The following is a 17,074-nucleotide window of genomic DNA, read 5'->3' on the forward strand; positions in this document are numbered from 1 at the left end:
CTTGTAAAAATAATTAATATTGGTTAGTAAGCTGGCTTACATCCTGAAATTTTCACCAAGATAGACTTTTCGAACAGCCTCATCATCAATAATTTTTGATGGTTCACCGGATGCTAATACTTTACCCTCACTAATAATATAAGCATAGTCACAAATGCCCAATGTTTCACGAACGTTATGGTCCGTAATGAGTACGCCAATCTGACGGTCTTTTAAGAATCGCACAATTCTCTGAATTTCGCCAACTGCAATGGGGTCAACGCCTGCAAAAGGTTCATCCAAGAGAATGAATTTAGGTTGAGAGGCTAAGGCTCGAGCAATTTCAACTCTCCTGCGCTCGCCCCCCGATAAAGACATGGCTGGATTGCTACGTAAATGTGAAATTTGAAGTTCCTGCAAAAGAGACTCAAGTCTTTTGGAGATTTCATCTTGCGACAGAGGTTTTCCATTTTCAGTTTGCAGCTCTAAAACAGCTTTGATATTTTCTTCAACATTAAGTTTTCGAAAGACGGAAGCTTCTTGAGGCAAATAAGATAAGCCCAGTTTTGCTCTTTCGTGAATCGGAAGATGACTAATGACTTGGCCATTTAATTTGATCTCACCGCCATCCAAAGGCACAAGGCCAACGATCATATAAAAAGAGGTTGTTTTGCCCGCGCCATTAGGGCCCAATAATCCAACTACTTGACCACTTTGAACTTCAACACCGACATCTCTGACAACAGTGCGAGAGCCATATTTTTTTTGCAGACCAAATGCTGAGAGTGTAGAGTTGGTTGAGCTCATTTTTTGAAATTTCCTAGAGGTTCTTTTCTGCGTGATGAAAGTGTTGATCGAACCGAGTCTTTTGAAATGGCATGATACTTCTCATCACTGCTATCGTACTGAATTTGATCCCCGTGAATTTGGTCAGAGACCTTGGTGCCGGATAATTTATTCATGCGAGCATTACCAACGAGGGTCGCAGTTTCAAGCTTGGCATCATAATCAATTTTCTCTGCGAAGCCTTCTGTATATTCATCGAAGGCTGTATCTCTTTTTTGCTTGAGACTTGCGATAGAACCTGGCTTAGCAATGATGGTGGCAAATTGGTAGCCCTCAGGATCAATTTTAATCGTGGCGCTTTCACCGCGAATGATCAATGTACCTTTGGTGAGTAAGACATTTTTTTCAAGGTGATAAATTTGCTGAATGTCATCAAAAGAAGCTTTATCGGATGACAGGGAAATGGGCTTATCTTTGTCTGCTTTTTCAGCAAAAACAGGAGTAGATGCTGAAAAGTTTACTAAGAGTGCAAGTAGTGTTAAGAGTAGCTTCATGCTATTGAGCCTGACTTTTCTGCTCAGATTCAATGCGACCTTTGACTTGCCCAATCATGATGAGCTTTTGATTAACGTTATCAAAAATGGCGCCGTCTTGTGAGTTCATGACAGATAAGCCCTGTTCGAGGGTTACAGGTTGATTGGTCTTAACAATATCCTCATTCATCAGAACTGTAAATTTAGTAGAGCTCATGAACATGCGAGCACTACCAGGTTGATTGGGTGTCGATGCTTGAGATGGGCGTAGTAGGGTGGCGTTGCCCACTAAATGAAGGACAGTCATATCACTATTAAGTAGGCCTTTATCCGATCGGACCGTCGTAGCTGGTTTGCCTGGATTAAATCTTCGCGCGATAGGGAAATCAATTTCTGAGCTTGCGTCATCTTCGTAGTGCGTTAGCTTGTCCCCAACAATTCTATAGAGTGTGCCACCTTGCGGACCTAAAGTGGTCACCACAATTTGATCCATGATGTAGTCGGGAACGTGTTTTTTGGGTTGTGCGCTGATTTCATCAGGATGACTCATTTGAACCATCCAGTATGTTCCTAAGGTTAACAACCCCATTAACAAGATTGGCAAAAACTTAAGGAGAGGTGCCAAGAGCTGCATGCTTATAAAGACTCTTTAAGGAGGCGCTCGTAATGACCTTGAGCCTTCATGATTAAGTCACATGCCTCACGTACTGCGCCGCTCCCACCTGTTTTTTGAGTAACGTAGTGAACGCGTTTTTTTACTTCTTCATGAGCTTGGGCTGGACAAATAGCCAAATGAACTTTGGGCAGGATGGCTAAATCAGGCCAATCATCACCCATAGCGGCACATTCAGAAAGTTGGTATCCAGTCTTCTTTAAAAGAGATTGGAGTGCATCCATTTTTTTACTGATACCCATTTGAACGTGCTCAATACCTAATTCTTTGGCTCGTCCTTCCACCATCCCTGATGTTCTGCCTGTAATGATGGCGACAGTGATGCCTGTTGATTGCAATAGTTTGATGCCATGACCATCTAAGCTATCAAAAATTTTTAACGCTTCTTTCCCGTCTGGGCCAACCAATAGGCTGCCATCAGTTAGAACGCCATCAACATCCAGTACCAATAATTTGACATTGGCGGCACGCTCCATTGCTTGAGGGAAGTCGCTAATAGAGTTTGTAGTTAAGGTATTAAAGGTATTTCGCATGTTAAATAACCTGAGCAGCAAATAGATCGTGCAAGTTCAAGGCGCCTAGTAAGCGGCCCTGCGCATCAACAACAACCAATTGATTAATTTTGTATCGCTCCATCATTTCAACCGCTTCAGCTGCTAGTAACTCTTCCGAAATGGTGCGTGGGCTTGGAGTCATTGCATCAACAAGTGCTGTATTCTGAAACTGGTTATTTTTCTCAATCAAGCGACGTAAGTCACCATCCGTAAAAATACCTAAAACTTTGTTGGCATCATCAACAATCACAGTCATGCCCATTCTCTTCGCTGTGATTTCAAGAAGGGCATCCGTGATGCTGGATTTGATATTGGTGCGAGGAGCCTCGTCACCGCTTCTCATCACATCTCTGACATGAGTCAGTAGTTTTCTGCCGAGGCTGCCACCAGGATGAGATCTTGCAAAGTCTTCAGGCTTGAAGCCTCTCGCATCCAAAAGCGCAACGGCTAATGCATCGCCCATTGCTAAGGCGGCAGTGGTGCTTGCTGTAGGTGCTAAATTAAGAGGGCAAGCTTCCTTTTCAACACTGACATTGATGTGTGAATCGGCTAACTGAGCTAATGAAGACTGTGGGTTGCCAGTTAAAGCGATCAGCTTGGCACCCGTTCTTTTAATAATGGGCACGATGGCTGTGAGTTCGCTTGTTTCCCCGGAGTTAGAGAAGGCAACAAAGACGTCCTGTTGCGTCACCATGCCTAAGTCACCATGGCTTGCTTCGGCTGGGTGCACAAAAAAAGCAGGTGATCCGGTGGATGCAAAAGTTGCGGCTACTTTGTGTCCAATGTGACCTGACTTGCCAATGCCTGAAACAACAATTCGACCACTGCAGCCCAATAAAATTTCTATGGCATGGCTAAACATTTCAGCATTGCTACCATTTAGATTCTTTTGTAAATTCAGAATGGCATCACCCTCGATTGCCAGAGTTTCTCTAGCTAAATCGATTGCCCTTTGGCTTTGTGCAGATGTTAGTTTTGTCATAGCAACAGTATATGTCTTAGATCTTATTTCAATAAAGGAGCAAGGTATTTGCCGGTATAACTTTTCTTCACTTTTGCGACATCTTCAGGTGTTCCAACAGCAATGATCTCACCGCCACCGCCACCGCCTTCGGGGCCTAGGTCAATAACCCAGTCAGCAGTCTTAATCACATCCAAGTTATGCTCAATAATGACAATTGTATTCCCATGCTTCTTAAGAGTATGAATCACTTTTAAAAGTAATTGGATGTCATGGAAATGTAAGCCCGTCGTTGGCTCATCGAGAATGTACAGTGTTCTGCCGGTATCTCGTTTTGAGAGTTCTAGTGATAACTTGACCCGTTGTGCTTCTCCGCCGGAGAGTGTGGTCGCACTTTGTCCAAGTTTCACGTAACCCAAACCTACATCAAGGAGTGTTTTAAGTTTTCTCTTAACTGTTGGCACCGCCTCAAAAAACTCATGAGCTTGCTCGATCGTCATCGATAGAACTTCATGAATGTTTTTGCCTTTATAGCGAATGTCTAATGTTTCACGGTTGTATCGTTTGCCGTGACAAACATCGCAGGGAACATAAACGTCCGGTAAAAAGTGCATTTCCACTTTCAGGACACCATCGCCCTCACAAGTTTCGCAGCGACCACCGCGCACGTTAAATGAGAATCGACCGGCTTCATACCCGCGCTCTCTTGAAGCTGGAACCCCTGCAAATAGCTCGCGAATGGGGGTGAATAAGCCGGTATAGGTGGCGGGGTTGGAACGAGGTGTTCTGCCAATAGGCGACTGATCGACGTTAATGACTTTGTCAAAATGCTCCAGGCCTTGTATTTCTTTATGAGCTGCTGGTTCGGCATTGGACCCATAAAGATGTTGAGCGACAGCATGGTGCAGCGTATCGTTAATAAGTGTTGATTTACCTGAACCTGATACGCCAGTCACGCAAGTTAAAAGACCTAATGGAATTTCAATATCAACATCTTTGAGATTGTTACCTGTAGCGCCTAGAATCTTTAAGCTCTTTTCACCTTTAGGAACACGATTTTTAGGTATGGCAATGCCTTCCTTGCCTGACAGGTAAGCACCTGTTAGAGACGTGGCGTGCGCCTGAATTTCTGCAGGTGTTCCTTCAGCAATAATTTTGCCGCCATGCTCGCCAGCTCCAGGACCAATATCAATGACATAGTCTGAAGCTCTGATCATATCTTCATCATGTTCCACAACTAGAACAGAGTTACCTAGGTCTCTTAAGTGTTTAAGAGTGCCAATGAGTCGATCGTTATCGCGCTGATGCAAGCCAATTGAAGGTTCATCAAGTACATACATGACACCAGTTAAACCGGAACCAATTTGTGAGGCCAATCTAATTCGTTGTGCTTCACCGCCAGATAGCGTATCGGCACTTCGATCAAGAGAAAGATAATTCAAACCAACATCATTTAAGAAACTTAACCGTGAGCCAATTTCAGAAATAATTTTGCTGGCTATTTCTTTCTTAGCGCCCTTCAATTCCAATGTTTTGAAGTATTCCAACGCTTTACCAAGGGGTAGATTGCTAACCTCATAAATGGCTCTGGCTTGGTTACCGTCCCCAACTTTGACATTTCTTGCTTCAGTTCTTAAGCGCGTGCCTTCACAACTTGGGCAGGGCTTATTGTTTTGATACTTGGCGAGCTCTTCTCTTACTGCGCCAGAGTCTGTCTCTTTATAGCGACGCTCAAAGTTAGCAACGATGCCTTCAAAGCTATGCTCTCTGAAAATAATTTTCCCTTTTTCATTGAGGTATTCAAAGGGAATATCTTGGGAGCCTGAACCATACAAAACTAATTCCTGTGCTTTTTTGGGTAGACTTTCAAAAGATTGCTCAAGGTCAAAATTGGCGTGCTTAGCGAGATTCTGTAAAAGGCGGAAATAGAATTGATTTCGTCTGTCCCAACCTTTAATGGCTCCGGAGGCCAGTGATAGTTCAGGATGAGCAACCACTCTTTTAGGGTCAAAGAAGGTGATGTGCCCTAAGCCATCACAGCTTGGACAGGCGCCCATTGGGTTGTTAAATGAGAACAAGCGAGGTTCTAATTCTTGCAAAGAGTAGGAGCAAACTGGGCAAGAGAATTTGCTAGAAAATAGTTGCTCCTTGTTGGTGTCCATTTCAAGAGCAATCGCTCGGCCATCAGCTAGTCTAAGAGCTGTTTCAAACGACTCTGCTAAACGCTGCTGAATATCTTCTTTCACCTTGATACGATCAACAACCACATCAATAGAATGTTTTTCATTTTTCTTTAATTTAGGAAGCTGATCCACTTCATAAATTTTGGCTTCAGCGTGTTGCGCTGTGCCTCCGCCTGATTTGATTCTAAAACGCACAAAGCCCTGAGCCTGAAGATCTTCAAAAAGATCAATGTGTTCCCCTTTGCGTTCACTGACTACCGGTGCCAAAATCATGAGTTTGGTGTCTTCTGGCTTTGACATAACAGTGTCTACCATTTGTGAGACGCTTTGAGCTTCTAGGGGTAGGTGGTGTTCCGGGCAGTGAGGGGTTCCAGCTCTTGCAAACAGTAGACGTAGGTAATCATGAATTTCTGTGACAGTGCCAACCGTTGACCTAGGGTTGTGGCTGGTGGCTTTTTGTTCGATTGAAATAGCGGGTGACAGACCTTCAATTGAATCGACATCTGGCTTTTCCATTAGCTGTAAAAATTGACGGGCATATGCGGATAATGACTCAACGTAGCGACGTTGACCCTCCGCATAGAGCGTGTCAAATGCCAATGAGCTTTTGCCTGATCCAGATAAACCAGTGATAACCACTAATTGATCTCTAGGAATATCTAGATTGATGTTTTTGAGATTGTGGGTGCGGGCACCGCGTATTTTTATCGTATCCATGAATTTTCTCTGCGTAACCAGTTAATATAGCTCTTCTTTATGGAAAAAACAGAACTTCGCTCAGCCCTCTCATTAGCCGGTATCTTTGCCCTCCGAATGTTGGGGCTATTTTTGATCTTGCCGATTTTCTCCATGCATGCCAAAGGCCTGTCAGGCGGTGATCAGGCAGTTTTGGTTGGTTTAGCCTTAGGTATTTACGGTTTTGTTCAGGCTTGCCTCCATATCCCTCTAGGAATGCTTTCAGACCGTTTTGGCCGCCGCCCAATTGTGGTGCTGGGGCTGGTTCTTTTTGTGATTGGGGCTCTGATCGCTGCCAGTCATGATGATTTGGTCTGGATTACGGTAGGAAGGGCTATTCAAGGGGCTGGAGCAGTCTCGGCTGCTGTGACAGCTTGGTTGGCGGATTTGACCCGAGAAGAGACAAGAACAAGAGCTATGGCGATGGTGGGGGGCAGTATTGCTCTGACATTCGCTTTATCTTTGGTTTTGGCTTCGCCATTGCATGAATCTATTGGTTTGGACGGCATGTTCTATCTAATGGCTTGTTTAGGTCTGGGCGCCATCATGCTGGCTATTTTTGCTGTGCCTAGCCAAGATAAGACTGGTCAAACTCCTTTCACAGCAAAATTTTCTGACGTTTTCTTTAATAAAGACTTATTACGACTCAATCTGGGTGTTTTGGTCTTGCATGCGGTACAAATTGCACTCTTCTTAACCTTGCCACGTTTATTGGTTAAGGCCGACTTACCTTTGGCATCGCATTGGCAGCTGTACTTGCCGGCAGTTTTGATTTCTTTTGTATGTATGGCCCCGATCATCATGATGAGTGAGCGTCGTAAACGTATGAAGCCAGCTTTTCTATTTGGTATTGCCAGCATGATGGTTGCACAGCTCATCATGGCAAGTTCAGAGTCGTTATCGATGCTGGCTCTTGCTGTGCTGGTTTACTTTATCGGCTTCAATATCCTTGAGGCGATGCAGCCATCATTGGTTTCTCGTTGGGCAAGTCATGCCAAGGGAACCGCATTAGGTATCTATAACACTACCCAATCAGCTGGATTATTTTTAGGTGGGGTCTTAGGCGGTTGGGTGCTTCAAAATAGGAGTGAGTCAGCCGTTTTTTATCTTGGAGCATCCCTGATATTTGCCTGGCTTATAATTGCGTGGTCTATGCGAGAACTATCTGAGAGAGCTCCTCAACAGAGCTAATAGCTCTCTTTTAGGACTCATCAGTGGCAAGATAAATTTAGCGTTTCGGTACAACAACTTTTCTTCGGGAGACAAAAATGGCATCGGTAAATAAAGTAATTATTGTGGGTAATGTTGGCCGTGACCCAGAAACTCGTCGCTTACCAAGTGGTGACGCAGTAACTAATATTTCAATCGCAACAACAGATCGCTATCGCGATAAGCAATCAGGCGAAATGCGTGAAAACACAGAGTGGCATCGTGTTGCTTTCTTTGGCAAAGTTGCTGAAGTAGCAGAAAAATATTTGAAAAAAGGTTCTCAGGTTTATGTTGAAGGTCGTTTACGCACGCGTAAGTGGACAGACCAAAGTGGTCAAGAAAAGTATTCAACCGAAATCGTTGCTGAAACTATGCAGATGTTAGGTGGCAGGGCGCCAGGATCTTCAGATGGTGGTATGTCAGGTGGATCATCCTCTGGTGGTTCTTCAATGTCAGAGTCCAGATCATCTGCGCCAATGAATAGTCCAAGCTTAGGTGATATTGACGACGATATTCCGTTTTAATTATTGACGCGAGTGGCGGATATTCTCTGGCCACTCAGCGTTGTAATCAGCTCTGAATGGGTTGATATCTATGCCGCCTCTACGCGTATATCGGGCATAAACCGATAGCTTACTAGGGCGGCATTTTTCTTTGATATCCATGTAGATTTTCTCTACACAATGCTCATGGAATTCTTGATGTTCTCTAAAGGCTATTAGATACCTTAATAGGGATTCTTCTTGAATCGTGGGCCCCACATAATTAATTTGTACGCTAGCCCAATCAGGTTGTCCTGTGACCGGACAATTAGATCGGAGCAGGTGAGTCACAAAAGATTCTTCGACAACTCCTAGGCTGGAATCTATCTGTAGAAGCGATGCATCAGGTGGCTGATGTGGGTCAATTTCTAAATCAAGACGGTCTAGTAGCTTACCGCCCAATTCTTTCATGCCAGCTTGGCTAACCTTGTCAGGTTGGTGGAGTTGCACGCTTACAGGGGCTCCAGCTGCATTTGAAAGATCGGTACTTAATAATTGAGTCAGACTTTCTTGAGAATCAAGTCGATGATTGTTAAGGCTGTTGAGGTAAAGCTTCCAAGACTTTGACTCGATGATATTGGGTGAATTGGCTGGCACCACAAAGCTAGCAATAGCAATTTGAGGTTTACCTTTTAGATTGAGCCAACTCAGTTCGTAGGCGTTCCAAATATCAACACCAAAAAATGGAAGTGAACCATTGATACCCAATGCCATCCTATTTTCATTTCTACTGATGGGGAAAAGTAAGGCGGGACTATATTGCGAAGGATTGTCTGATATTTTGCCAAGTGGCGCGTGATCTAAATGACTCATATTACTTTTTGATTTGATTGGCGATACCGGATAATACTTGTCCTGTGGGCGCCACGTCAGAAGCTAATTCACAATGGCCCGTTTGATCATCAAAAAAGAAATCAGGTTCAAACTCTTTTAAAAATTCTTTTTTCGGAAGGCCGCCTAAAAACATCGCTTCATCAACAGTGACACCCCAAGCCATCAATGTTCGAATGGCTCTTTCGTGAGCAGGTGCTGAGCGAGCAGTAACTAATGCCGTTCTAATTTTCATTGAGTGCCCAGTCTGATTGGCAGCACTTTGAAGACGATGAAGCGCTTCGAGTAATGGTTTAAATGGCCCTGGCGGTAAAGGGATGGCAACTTTATGGCTCTCGTGAGCAACAAAAGCATCAAGCCCTTCACTTTGAAAAACCTGCTCTGCTTCATCGGAAAAAAGAACGGCATCTCCGTCGAATGCAATCCGAATTTCATCAGGGTGAGACTCGGCAATTTGTTTGCTTTTTGGGAACACCATGGCTGCCGGAAAGCCTGCTTCAAGAGTGGCTCTGACATCATTCTCATTGGCTGAGAGAAAAAGGTTGGCCTGTAATGATTTGAGATAGTGATAGGGCGGTCTGCCTCTGGTAAACACGCCTCGTTCAATCATGAGGTTGTTACTTTTAGCTGAGCGAAAAACGCGCAATCCACTCACCGGGTCATTTCTTGAGAGGATCACAACTTCAACGTTTTGCTGTGATCCAGTATTAAAGCTCAGTAATTTTTTGACTAATGGGTACGCTACACCTGGTTGAGCCGATGTATTAATACGCTCCAACTGAAGTTGCATATAGGCGCTGTCATCACTGGCTTCAAAAACTTGATTTTCTTCTTCAAAGTTAAAGAGTGCCCTGGAGGAGATGGCAACAACTAATTTCCCTTCAAGTGAAAAGCCCATGTTTATGCCAAAAATAATTTGTAAGCAGGGTTAGCGCTTTCATCCCAGTGAGGATAGCCAAGGCTTGCCAAAAACTTCTTGAGTTCCTTTTTCTCATTGGAGGGGACCTGCATGCCAACGAGGATTCGGCCGTAGTCAGCGCCATGGTTTCGATAATGGAATAGGCTGATATTCCAGTTAGGCGCCATGCTGGTTAAAAACTTCATCAGGGCACCTGGTTTTTCAGGAAACTCAAAACGATATAGCAATTCATCTTTGGCTAAATGGGAGCGGCCACCAACCATGTGTCTTAAATGTGACTTGGCTAACTCATCATGGGTTAAATCAATAGTGTTGAAACCAGACTTTGTAAATGATTTAGCAATCTGAGAGCTGTCACTCGCTTTTTGAGTGGCAATACCAACAAAGATGTGCGCTTTCGCAGCATCAGCAATACGGTAGTTGAACTCTGTCACATTTCGTTCGCCGAGCAATTCACAAAAACGTCTAAATGAGCCGCGTTCCTCTGGGATGGTGACTGCAAAAACAGCCTCTTTAGCCTCACCAACCTCAGCACGTTCAGCGACAAATCTAAGGCGATTAAAGTTGATGTTTGCGCCACAAGCTACGGCAATGAGGGTTTGATCTTTGCATTTTTCGCGATCGACATAGGCCTTAAGACCAGCTAATGCTAATGCACCAGCAGGCTCTAGGATGCTTCTAGTATCTGTAAAGACATCATTGATGGCAGCGCAGATAGCATCTGTATCAACGGTGATAATTTCATCAACCACTTCTTGGCAGAGTCTGAAGGTTTCTTTACCCACGATTTTGACTGCTGTGCCATCTGAAAAAAGGCCAACGTCTTTGAGTTCCACCCGACGACCTGCTTCAAGGGATTTTTTCATGGCATCGGAATCAATAGTTTGTACGCCGATGACTTTTATATCGGGTCTAACTGATTTAATGTAAGCACCCACTCCTGCTATAAGTCCTCCACCACCGATAGCCAAAAAGATGGCATCGATTGGCTCTTGATGTTGTTGCAAGATTTCCATAGCAATCGTGCCTTGACCAGCAATGACGTCTGGATCATCAAAAGGGTGAACAAATGTTAGCTTGTGTTTCTTTTCCAGGGCAAGCGCGTGCTGATACGCATCGCTATAGGAATCCCCAAATAAGACGACTTCAACAGATTTACCGCCCCTGTCTCTTACAGCATCAATTTTTAGCTGGGGGGTGGTTGTAGGCATCACGATAATCGCTTTGCAGCCAAGTTTTGAGGCTGACAGAGCAACGCCTTGGGCATGGTTGCCGGCAGAGGCTGCTATGACGCCTCTTTTCAGTTCTACAGCGCTCAAATGGGCCATTTTGTTATAGGCGCCACGAAGCTTGAAGGAGAAGACAGGTTGGTTGTCTTCGCGCTTTAATAAAACCTTGTTTTTAAGGCGGGCAGTTAGTTGTGGAGCAAGATGTAACTCTGTTTCTCTAGCAACGTCATAAACCTTAGCGGTTAGAATTTTTCTTAAGTAATCTTTAGGCATCCTGTGAGCGTATCACGGCAACACCCTAAAATGACTAAACATGGAATCCGAATTACATAATTTTTTAGTTTGGCTATCACTTCCCGCCGTTGGTTTACCAGCGGTATTTATTGTGTCATTTATTTCTGCAACCCTTTTACCTATGGGTTCAGAGCCGGTTTTATTTGCCTATGTGAAGGTTAATCCGGATTTGTTTTGGCTGGCTGTGCTGGTAGCAACAGTAGGTAATACCTTAGGGGGAATGCTTAATTGGCTCTTAGGGTTTGGCGCTAGCAAGGCCCATGAGAAGTTATCGGGGCGCCACGAGCATAAATTATTGAAATGGTTCGAGAAAATGGGACCGCCGGCACTGTTATTTTCCTGGCTACCGATTGTGGGGGATCCACTGTGTGCGGTTGCAGGCTGGTTGAGGCTGCCTTGGCTGCCTTGTTTACTCTACATGGCTATTGGTAAATTCATAAGATACGTCTCTATGACCTATGTTCTTTTAATGATTCCTGATGGTTTTTGGTCCTATATCGGAAATACCTTGATGACCATCTTGGGGAAGTGGTTTCAGCTCGCTAATTAAGAATGAAACGTTATTTCAGATAGTCCTTTAAAATGATCTTTTAGTGAAAGCTAGCGATATGAACGCCCCATTGCCCTTAAATAGCCTCGAAGATCATTTGCAAAAAGCACCACGCTTGCGTGAGATTCCGTACAACTACACATCTTTCTCAGACAGAGAGATTGTGATTCGTTTGTTGGGGCAGGATGCTTGGCAGATTTTGGATGAATTAAGGTCTGGTCGTAAAACAGGTCGTTCAGCCAGAATGCTTTACGAAATATTGGGTGACATTTGGGTTGTGCAACGTAATCCATACTTGCAAGATGACCTTCTTGACAATCCCGGTCGTCGCAAACAATTGATTGAAGCTTTGAACCATCGTTTGGGCGAAGTTCAAAAAAGGATGACGACAGATTTAGCTGACAAGGTTGGCAAATTAGTCTCCAGCGCTTCAGAGGCGATACAGCACTTCAATGCTGAATTTGATCGTGTTGGAGCTTTGCGTAAAAAAGTAAGAAAAGTATTGGGTAAATATACGGCAGCTGACAATATTGCCTACGATGGTCTGGCTAGGGTTTCTCATGTAACTGACGCAACTGACTGGCGTGTTGAGTACCCGTTTGTTGTTTTGACTCCCGATTCTGAAGAAGAGATACCAGCTCTTGTGAAGGGTTGTGTTGAATTAGGGTTGACCATCATTCCACGTGGAGGTGGTACGGGTTACACCGGTGGTGCCGTTCCATTGACACCTATGTCAGCTGTGATTAACACGGAAAAATTAGAAACATTGGGTCCTGTTGAGATGTTGCAGTTACCAGGTTTAGATCAACCTGTTGCAACGATTTACTCTGGAGCTGGCGTTGTCACAAAACGTGTTTCTGATGCTGCTGATAAATCCGGCAACGTCTTTGCTGTTGACCCTACCTCAGCTGAGGCTAGCTGTATTGGTGGCAATATCGCCATGAATGCAGGCGGTAAGAAAGCAGTTCTTTGGGGAACAGCTCTGGATAACTTGGCTTCATGGCGCATGGTAGACCCTGAGGGTAACTGGTTAGACATCGAGCGCATTGGTCACAACATGAGCAAAATTCATGATGCTGATTTTGCGACTTTCAAATTAGTTTGGTCAGATGGCACGAAGTTGCCTGGCCAAAAAGTATTAAAAACTGAAGAATTAAAAATCGAGGGTAAGCGCTTCCGTAAAGAGGGTCTGGGTAAAGACGTGACGGATAAGTTCTTGTCAGGCTTGCCAGGTGTTCAAAAAGAAGGCTGTGATGGCTTGATTACAAGTGCGCGCTGGGTTTTGCATCGAATGCCAAAGCAAATTCGCACAGTTTGTTTGGAGTTTTTTGGCCAAGCCCGAGATGCCATTCCAAGCATTGTTGAAATTAAAGCTTACCTTGATGAACAAACTAAACAAGGCGGCGCTATTTTGGCTGGCCTGGAGCATTTGGATGAGCGCTACTTAAAAGCTGTTGGATACGCGACCAAATCGAAGCGCAATGTTTTGCCAAAGATGGTTTTGATTGGTGACATCGTTGGTGATGATGAGAATGCTGTTGCAGTAGCTGCTAGCGAAGTTATTCGTATGGCCAATGCTAGAGTGGGTGAAGGTTTTGTTGCGATTAGCCCTGAAGCACGTAAAAAGTTTTGGTTAGATCGTTCAAGAACAGCAGCTATTGCTAGACATACCAATGCGTTTAAGGTGAACGAAGATGTGGTGATTCCTTTGAATCGCATGGGTGAGTACACCGATGGTATTGAACTCATTAACATTGAGTTATCACTCAAAAATAAACTTCAGCTTATCGATGAGTTGGAGCAGTTTTTTAAGCAAGGTCAATTGCCTTTAGGTAAGGCCGATGATGCCAGCGATATTCCTGGTGCCGAGTTGCTTGAGGATCGAGTTGCTCAAGCTCTTCAATTGATGGTTGATGTTCGTCAGCGTTGGTCTAATTGGGCTGGCAACATCGATCAATTCTTCTCAGGTCTTCAGGATCGAAGCTTAAGAGCGTCATGGAAGCTAGAGGTACGTGCTGAACTTAGAAAGATTTTCAGTGGTGTAGCCTTTGAGCCGATTTTGCAAGAGTGTGAAGTCATTCACAAACGAGTGCTACGCAGTCGTGTATTCGTTGCTTTACACATGCATGCAGGTGACGGCAACGTTCACACCAATATTCCTGTTAACTCTGATAACTATGACATGTTGCAAGATGCTCATAAATCAGTCGATCGAATCATGGCATTGGCTAGATCTTTGGATGGCGTTATTTCAGGTGAGCACGGTATTGGCATTACAAAATTAGAGTATTTGACTGAAGATGAAATCAAAGACTTTAGATCGTACAAAGAAAAAGTAGATCCAGAGGGGCGCTTCAATAAAGGCAAATTAATGCCTGGGGCAGATTTAAGAAATGCCTACACACCAAGCTTTGGTTTGATGGGGCATGAGTCCTTGATCATGCAGCAAAGTGATATTGGTGCAATTGCAACTAGCATCAAAGATTGTTTGCGTTGCGGCAAGTGCAAGCCAGTTTGTGCAACCCATGTGCCGCGCGCCAATTTGCTATACAGCCCAAGAAATAAAATTTTGGCAACATCTTTATTGGTTGAAGCTTTCTTATATGAAGAGCAAACCAGAAGGGGTGTTTCAGTTAAGCATTGGGAAGCTTTCGATGACGTTGCAGCTCACTGCACTGTATGTCATAAGTGCTTAACACCTTGCCCGGTCAAGATTGACTTCGGTGATGTCACTATGAATATGCGTAACTTGTTGCGCAAAATGGGGCAGAAGAAATTTAACCCAGGTGCTGCTGCAGCGATGTTCTTTTTAAATGCAACTAATCCAGAGACAATTCAATTAACGAGAAAGTTAATGATGTCGTGGGGTTATAAAGCGCAGCGCTTAGCGCATGATGTACTTAAGAGATTTGCTAAAAAGCAAACTGCTGCGCCACGCTCAACAACATTGGTTAAGCCGCCGATTCAAGAGCAAGTGATTCATTTCATCAATAAAAAGATGCCGGGAAACTTGCCCAAGAAAACAGCTCGCGCTTTATTGGATATTGAAGACAATGATGTCGTGCCGATTATTAGGAATCCTAAAACAACATCGGTGGACACGGAAGCTGTCTTTTATTTCCCGGGTTGCGGATCCGAGCGATTGTTCTCACAGGTTGGGTTGGCAACACAAGCCATGCTTTGGCATACCGGTGTTCAAACCATTTTGCCGCCTGGGTATTTGTGTTGCGGCTACCCTCAGCGTGGTTCAGGTGATTTTGATAAGGCCGATAAGATCATTACGGATAACCGAGTGTTATTCCATCGCATGGCCAATACTTTGAACTATCTCGACATTAAAACAGTGGTTGTGTCATGTGGCACGTGTTACGACCAATTGGCTGGTTATGAATTTGACAAGATTTTCCCAGGATGCCGGATCATCGATATTCACGAATTCTTGTTAGAAAAAGGTATTAAGTTGGAAGGTGCCAAGGGCGTGCGTTACATGTACCACGATCCTTGCCATAGCCCAATGAAACTTCAAGATCCACTTAAGACGGTGAATAGCTTGGTGACCACTGAAGATGGTGCTGCCATACTTAAAAATGAACGTTGCTGTGGTGAGTCTGGAACTCTTGCGGTGACTAGACCGGATATCTCGACACAAGTTCGCTTCCGTAAGGAAATTGAAATGCGTAAAGGGGCTGATGCCTTAAGAGATGGCTTTGATGGTGAGGTGAAGGTTTTAACAAGCTGCCCATCATGCTTGCAGGGTTTATCACGTTTTGATGAAGATTCAGGCACTAAAGCGGATTACATTGTTGTAGAAATGGCCAATCATATTCTTGGTGAGAACTGGATGGCTGACTACGTGAAGAATGCCAACACAGGTGGTATTGAAAGAGTCTTGGTTTAAAAATGGCACAAACAAATAAAGCACCACTACCGATTAATATTGCTGTCCATCAGCAATCCAAGTTCTTGGAGTTAGCTTATCCAGATGGAAAAAGTTATCAATTGCCATTTGAGTTTCTAAGAGTTTGGTCGCCTTCAGCAGAGGTTCGTGGTCATGGGATTGGTCAAGAAACACTCCAGACTGGTAAGCGCCATGTCGTGATTAGCAATATTGAGCAAGTCGGCCACTATGCGATCAAGCCCATCTTTGATGATGGCCATGACTCAGGCATATTCTCATGGGAGTACTTGTATGAGATGTGTCTTAACTATGATGAGATGTGGCAGGACTACCTCGACCGCTTGTTGGCTGCTGGGGTCGACCGTGATGCTTCGATGGTTAAAGACTCGGGCCACTCTTGCAGTAGCCATTGATACCTTATAAGAATAATTAATAAATATGGCACAAACCCACTTTGGTTATAAAACAGTTGATGAGAATGAAAAGGCTAGCAAAGTTGCTGAGGTTTTTCATTCTGTAGCTAACAAATACGACATCATGAATGATTTGATGTCGGGTGGTTTGCATCGTGTTTGGAAGCATTTCACGATCAGTAAGGCAGCTGTTCGCCCAGGTCAAAAAGTTTTGGACATTGCAGGCGGTACCGGCGATTTATCTTTGAGCTTTGCTAAATCAGTTGGCCTTGAAAGAGAAACTGGCGGCCAGGTTTGGCTAACAGATATCAACGCATCGATGTTGGGGTATGGGCGTGATCGCCTGCTTGATAAGGGCTACCATCTTCCTTGCGTTCAGGTTGATGCGGAACAAATTCCATTCCCATCTAACTATTTTGATTTAACAACGGTTGCTTTTGGTCTTCGTAACATGACTCATAAAGAGATAGCTCTTAAAGAGATGTTGCGGGTGATCAAGCCTGGTGGGAAAGTTATGGTTCTAGAGTTCTCTAAACCGGTTGATGCATTAAAACCTATTTACGATGCCTACTCATTCAAAATTTTGCCTTGGTTAGGTCAAAAAGTTGCAGGTGATGCAGATAGCTATCGTTACTTGGCAGAATCTATCAGAATGCATCCGGACCAGGAAACACTAAAAGCCATGATGGAGGAAGTGGGTTTTGATAAGGTTGAGTATCACTCCTTAACTGGTGGTATTGTTGCGCTTCATATTGGTTATAAATATTAGTTTTTCACTGAAAGAG

General features: G+C 44.1%; 15 protein-coding genes. 6 read left to right on the forward strand and 9 right to left on the reverse strand.

What is annotated here, in order from left to right; translation table 11 throughout:
* Window positions 1-36: 36 nt before the first annotated feature.
* The 6 genes from lptB to uvrA are packed head-to-tail and all read right to left on the reverse strand — an operon-like array spanning window position 37 to window position 6,386.
* Entirely contained in the window at window positions 37-786 is a 750-nt protein-coding gene (lptB, locus tag ICN28_RS06660; protein WP_216287254.1) for an LPS export ABC transporter ATP-binding protein, read from the reverse strand.
* Window positions 783-1,319 (reverse strand): lipopolysaccharide transport periplasmic protein LptA, encoded by a 537-nt coding sequence (lptA, locus tag ICN28_RS06665; RefSeq protein WP_216287255.1) that lies wholly within the window; start codon window positions 1,317-1,319, stop codon window positions 783-785. Before lptA ends, lptB begins: the two co-directional genes overlap by 4 nt.
* Window position 1,320: 1 nt before the next feature.
* Window positions 1,321-1,932, reverse strand: coding sequence for an LPS export ABC transporter periplasmic protein LptC (gene lptC / locus ICN28_RS06670; protein ID WP_216287256.1), 612 nt, complete (start codon window positions 1,930-1,932; stop codon window positions 1,321-1,323).
* Between the two features lie 2 nt (window positions 1,933-1,934).
* Window positions 1,935-2,504 (reverse strand): HAD family hydrolase, encoded by a 570-nt coding sequence (locus ICN28_RS06675; protein WP_216287257.1) that lies wholly within the window; start codon window positions 2,502-2,504, stop codon window positions 1,935-1,937.
* Window position 2,505: 1 nt separating this feature from the next.
* Window positions 2,506-3,507, reverse strand: a complete 1,002-nt coding sequence (locus ICN28_RS06680) for an SIS domain-containing protein (protein WP_216287258.1) — start codon at window positions 3,505-3,507, stop codon at window positions 2,506-2,508.
* Window positions 3,508-3,530: 23 nt separating this feature from the next.
* Window positions 3,531-6,386, reverse strand: a complete 2,856-nt coding sequence (gene uvrA / locus ICN28_RS06685; protein WP_216287259.1) for an excinuclease ABC subunit UvrA — start codon at window positions 6,384-6,386, stop codon at window positions 3,531-3,533.
* Window positions 6,387-6,425: 39 nt separating this feature from the next.
* Between uvrA and ICN28_RS06690 the strand changes: the two genes are divergently transcribed.
* The gene (locus tag ICN28_RS06690; RefSeq protein ID WP_216287260.1) at window positions 6,426-7,595 is read left to right on the forward strand and encodes an MFS transporter; all 1,170 of its coding nucleotides are present in this window, start codon (window positions 6,426-6,428) and stop codon (window positions 7,593-7,595) included.
* 77 nt (window positions 7,596-7,672) lie between these two features.
* Window positions 7,673-8,137, forward strand: a complete 465-nt coding sequence (gene ssb / locus ICN28_RS06695; RefSeq protein ID WP_216287262.1) for a single-stranded DNA-binding protein — start codon at window positions 7,673-7,675, stop codon at window positions 8,135-8,137.
* On the opposite strand, the gene queF is transcribed toward ssb, so the two are convergent.
* From queF to ilvA, 3 genes are read right to left on the reverse strand one after another with little or no spacing between them, the layout of a single operon-like run.
* On the reverse strand, window positions 8,138-8,968 hold the full coding sequence (gene queF / locus ICN28_RS06700; RefSeq protein ID WP_216287264.1) for an NADPH-dependent 7-cyano-7-deazaguanine reductase QueF: 831 nt from the start codon (window positions 8,966-8,968) through the stop codon (window positions 8,138-8,140).
* Between the two features lies 1 nt (window position 8,969).
* The gene (locus ICN28_RS06705; RefSeq protein ID WP_216287266.1) at window positions 8,970-9,884 is read right to left on the reverse strand and encodes a 5'-nucleotidase; all 915 of its coding nucleotides are present in this window, start codon (window positions 9,882-9,884) and stop codon (window positions 8,970-8,972) included.
* A gap of 2 nt (window positions 9,885-9,886) precedes the next feature.
* Complete coding sequence (ilvA, locus tag ICN28_RS06710; RefSeq protein WP_216287268.1) at window positions 9,887-11,407, reverse strand: threonine ammonia-lyase, biosynthetic; 1,521 nt, start codon at window positions 11,405-11,407, stop codon at window positions 9,887-9,889.
* 40 nt (window positions 11,408-11,447) lie between these two features.
* Here ilvA and ICN28_RS06715 point away from each other — a divergent pair, with 40 nt between their 5' ends.
* From ICN28_RS06715 to ubiE, 4 genes are read left to right on the forward strand one after another with little or no spacing between them, the layout of a single operon-like run.
* Window positions 11,448-11,978, forward strand: coding sequence for a YqaA family protein (locus tag ICN28_RS06715; RefSeq protein WP_216287269.1), 531 nt, complete (start codon window positions 11,448-11,450; stop codon window positions 11,976-11,978).
* 58 nt (window positions 11,979-12,036) lie between these two features.
* Window positions 12,037-15,876: an FAD/FMN-binding oxidoreductase gene (locus tag ICN28_RS06720; RefSeq protein WP_216287270.1), complete on the forward strand. Its 3,840-nt coding sequence runs from the start codon at window positions 12,037-12,039 to the stop codon at window positions 15,874-15,876.
* Between the two features lie 2 nt (window positions 15,877-15,878).
* A complete protein-coding gene (locus ICN28_RS06725) occupies window positions 15,879-16,289 on the forward strand; it encodes a gamma-butyrobetaine hydroxylase-like domain-containing protein (RefSeq protein ID WP_216287271.1) in 411 nt (136 codons plus the stop codon).
* 25 nt (window positions 16,290-16,314) lie between these two features.
* Window positions 16,315-17,058, forward strand: coding sequence for a bifunctional demethylmenaquinone methyltransferase/2-methoxy-6-polyprenyl-1,4-benzoquinol methylase UbiE (gene ubiE / locus ICN28_RS06730; RefSeq protein WP_216287272.1), 744 nt, complete (start codon window positions 16,315-16,317; stop codon window positions 17,056-17,058).
* Window positions 17,059-17,074: the final 16 nt, after the last annotated feature.

Origin of the sequence: Polynucleobacter sp. 30F-ANTBAC (assembly GCF_018882385.1) — a bacterium.
Lineage (GTDB): Bacteria > Pseudomonadota > Gammaproteobacteria > Burkholderiales > Burkholderiaceae > Polynucleobacter.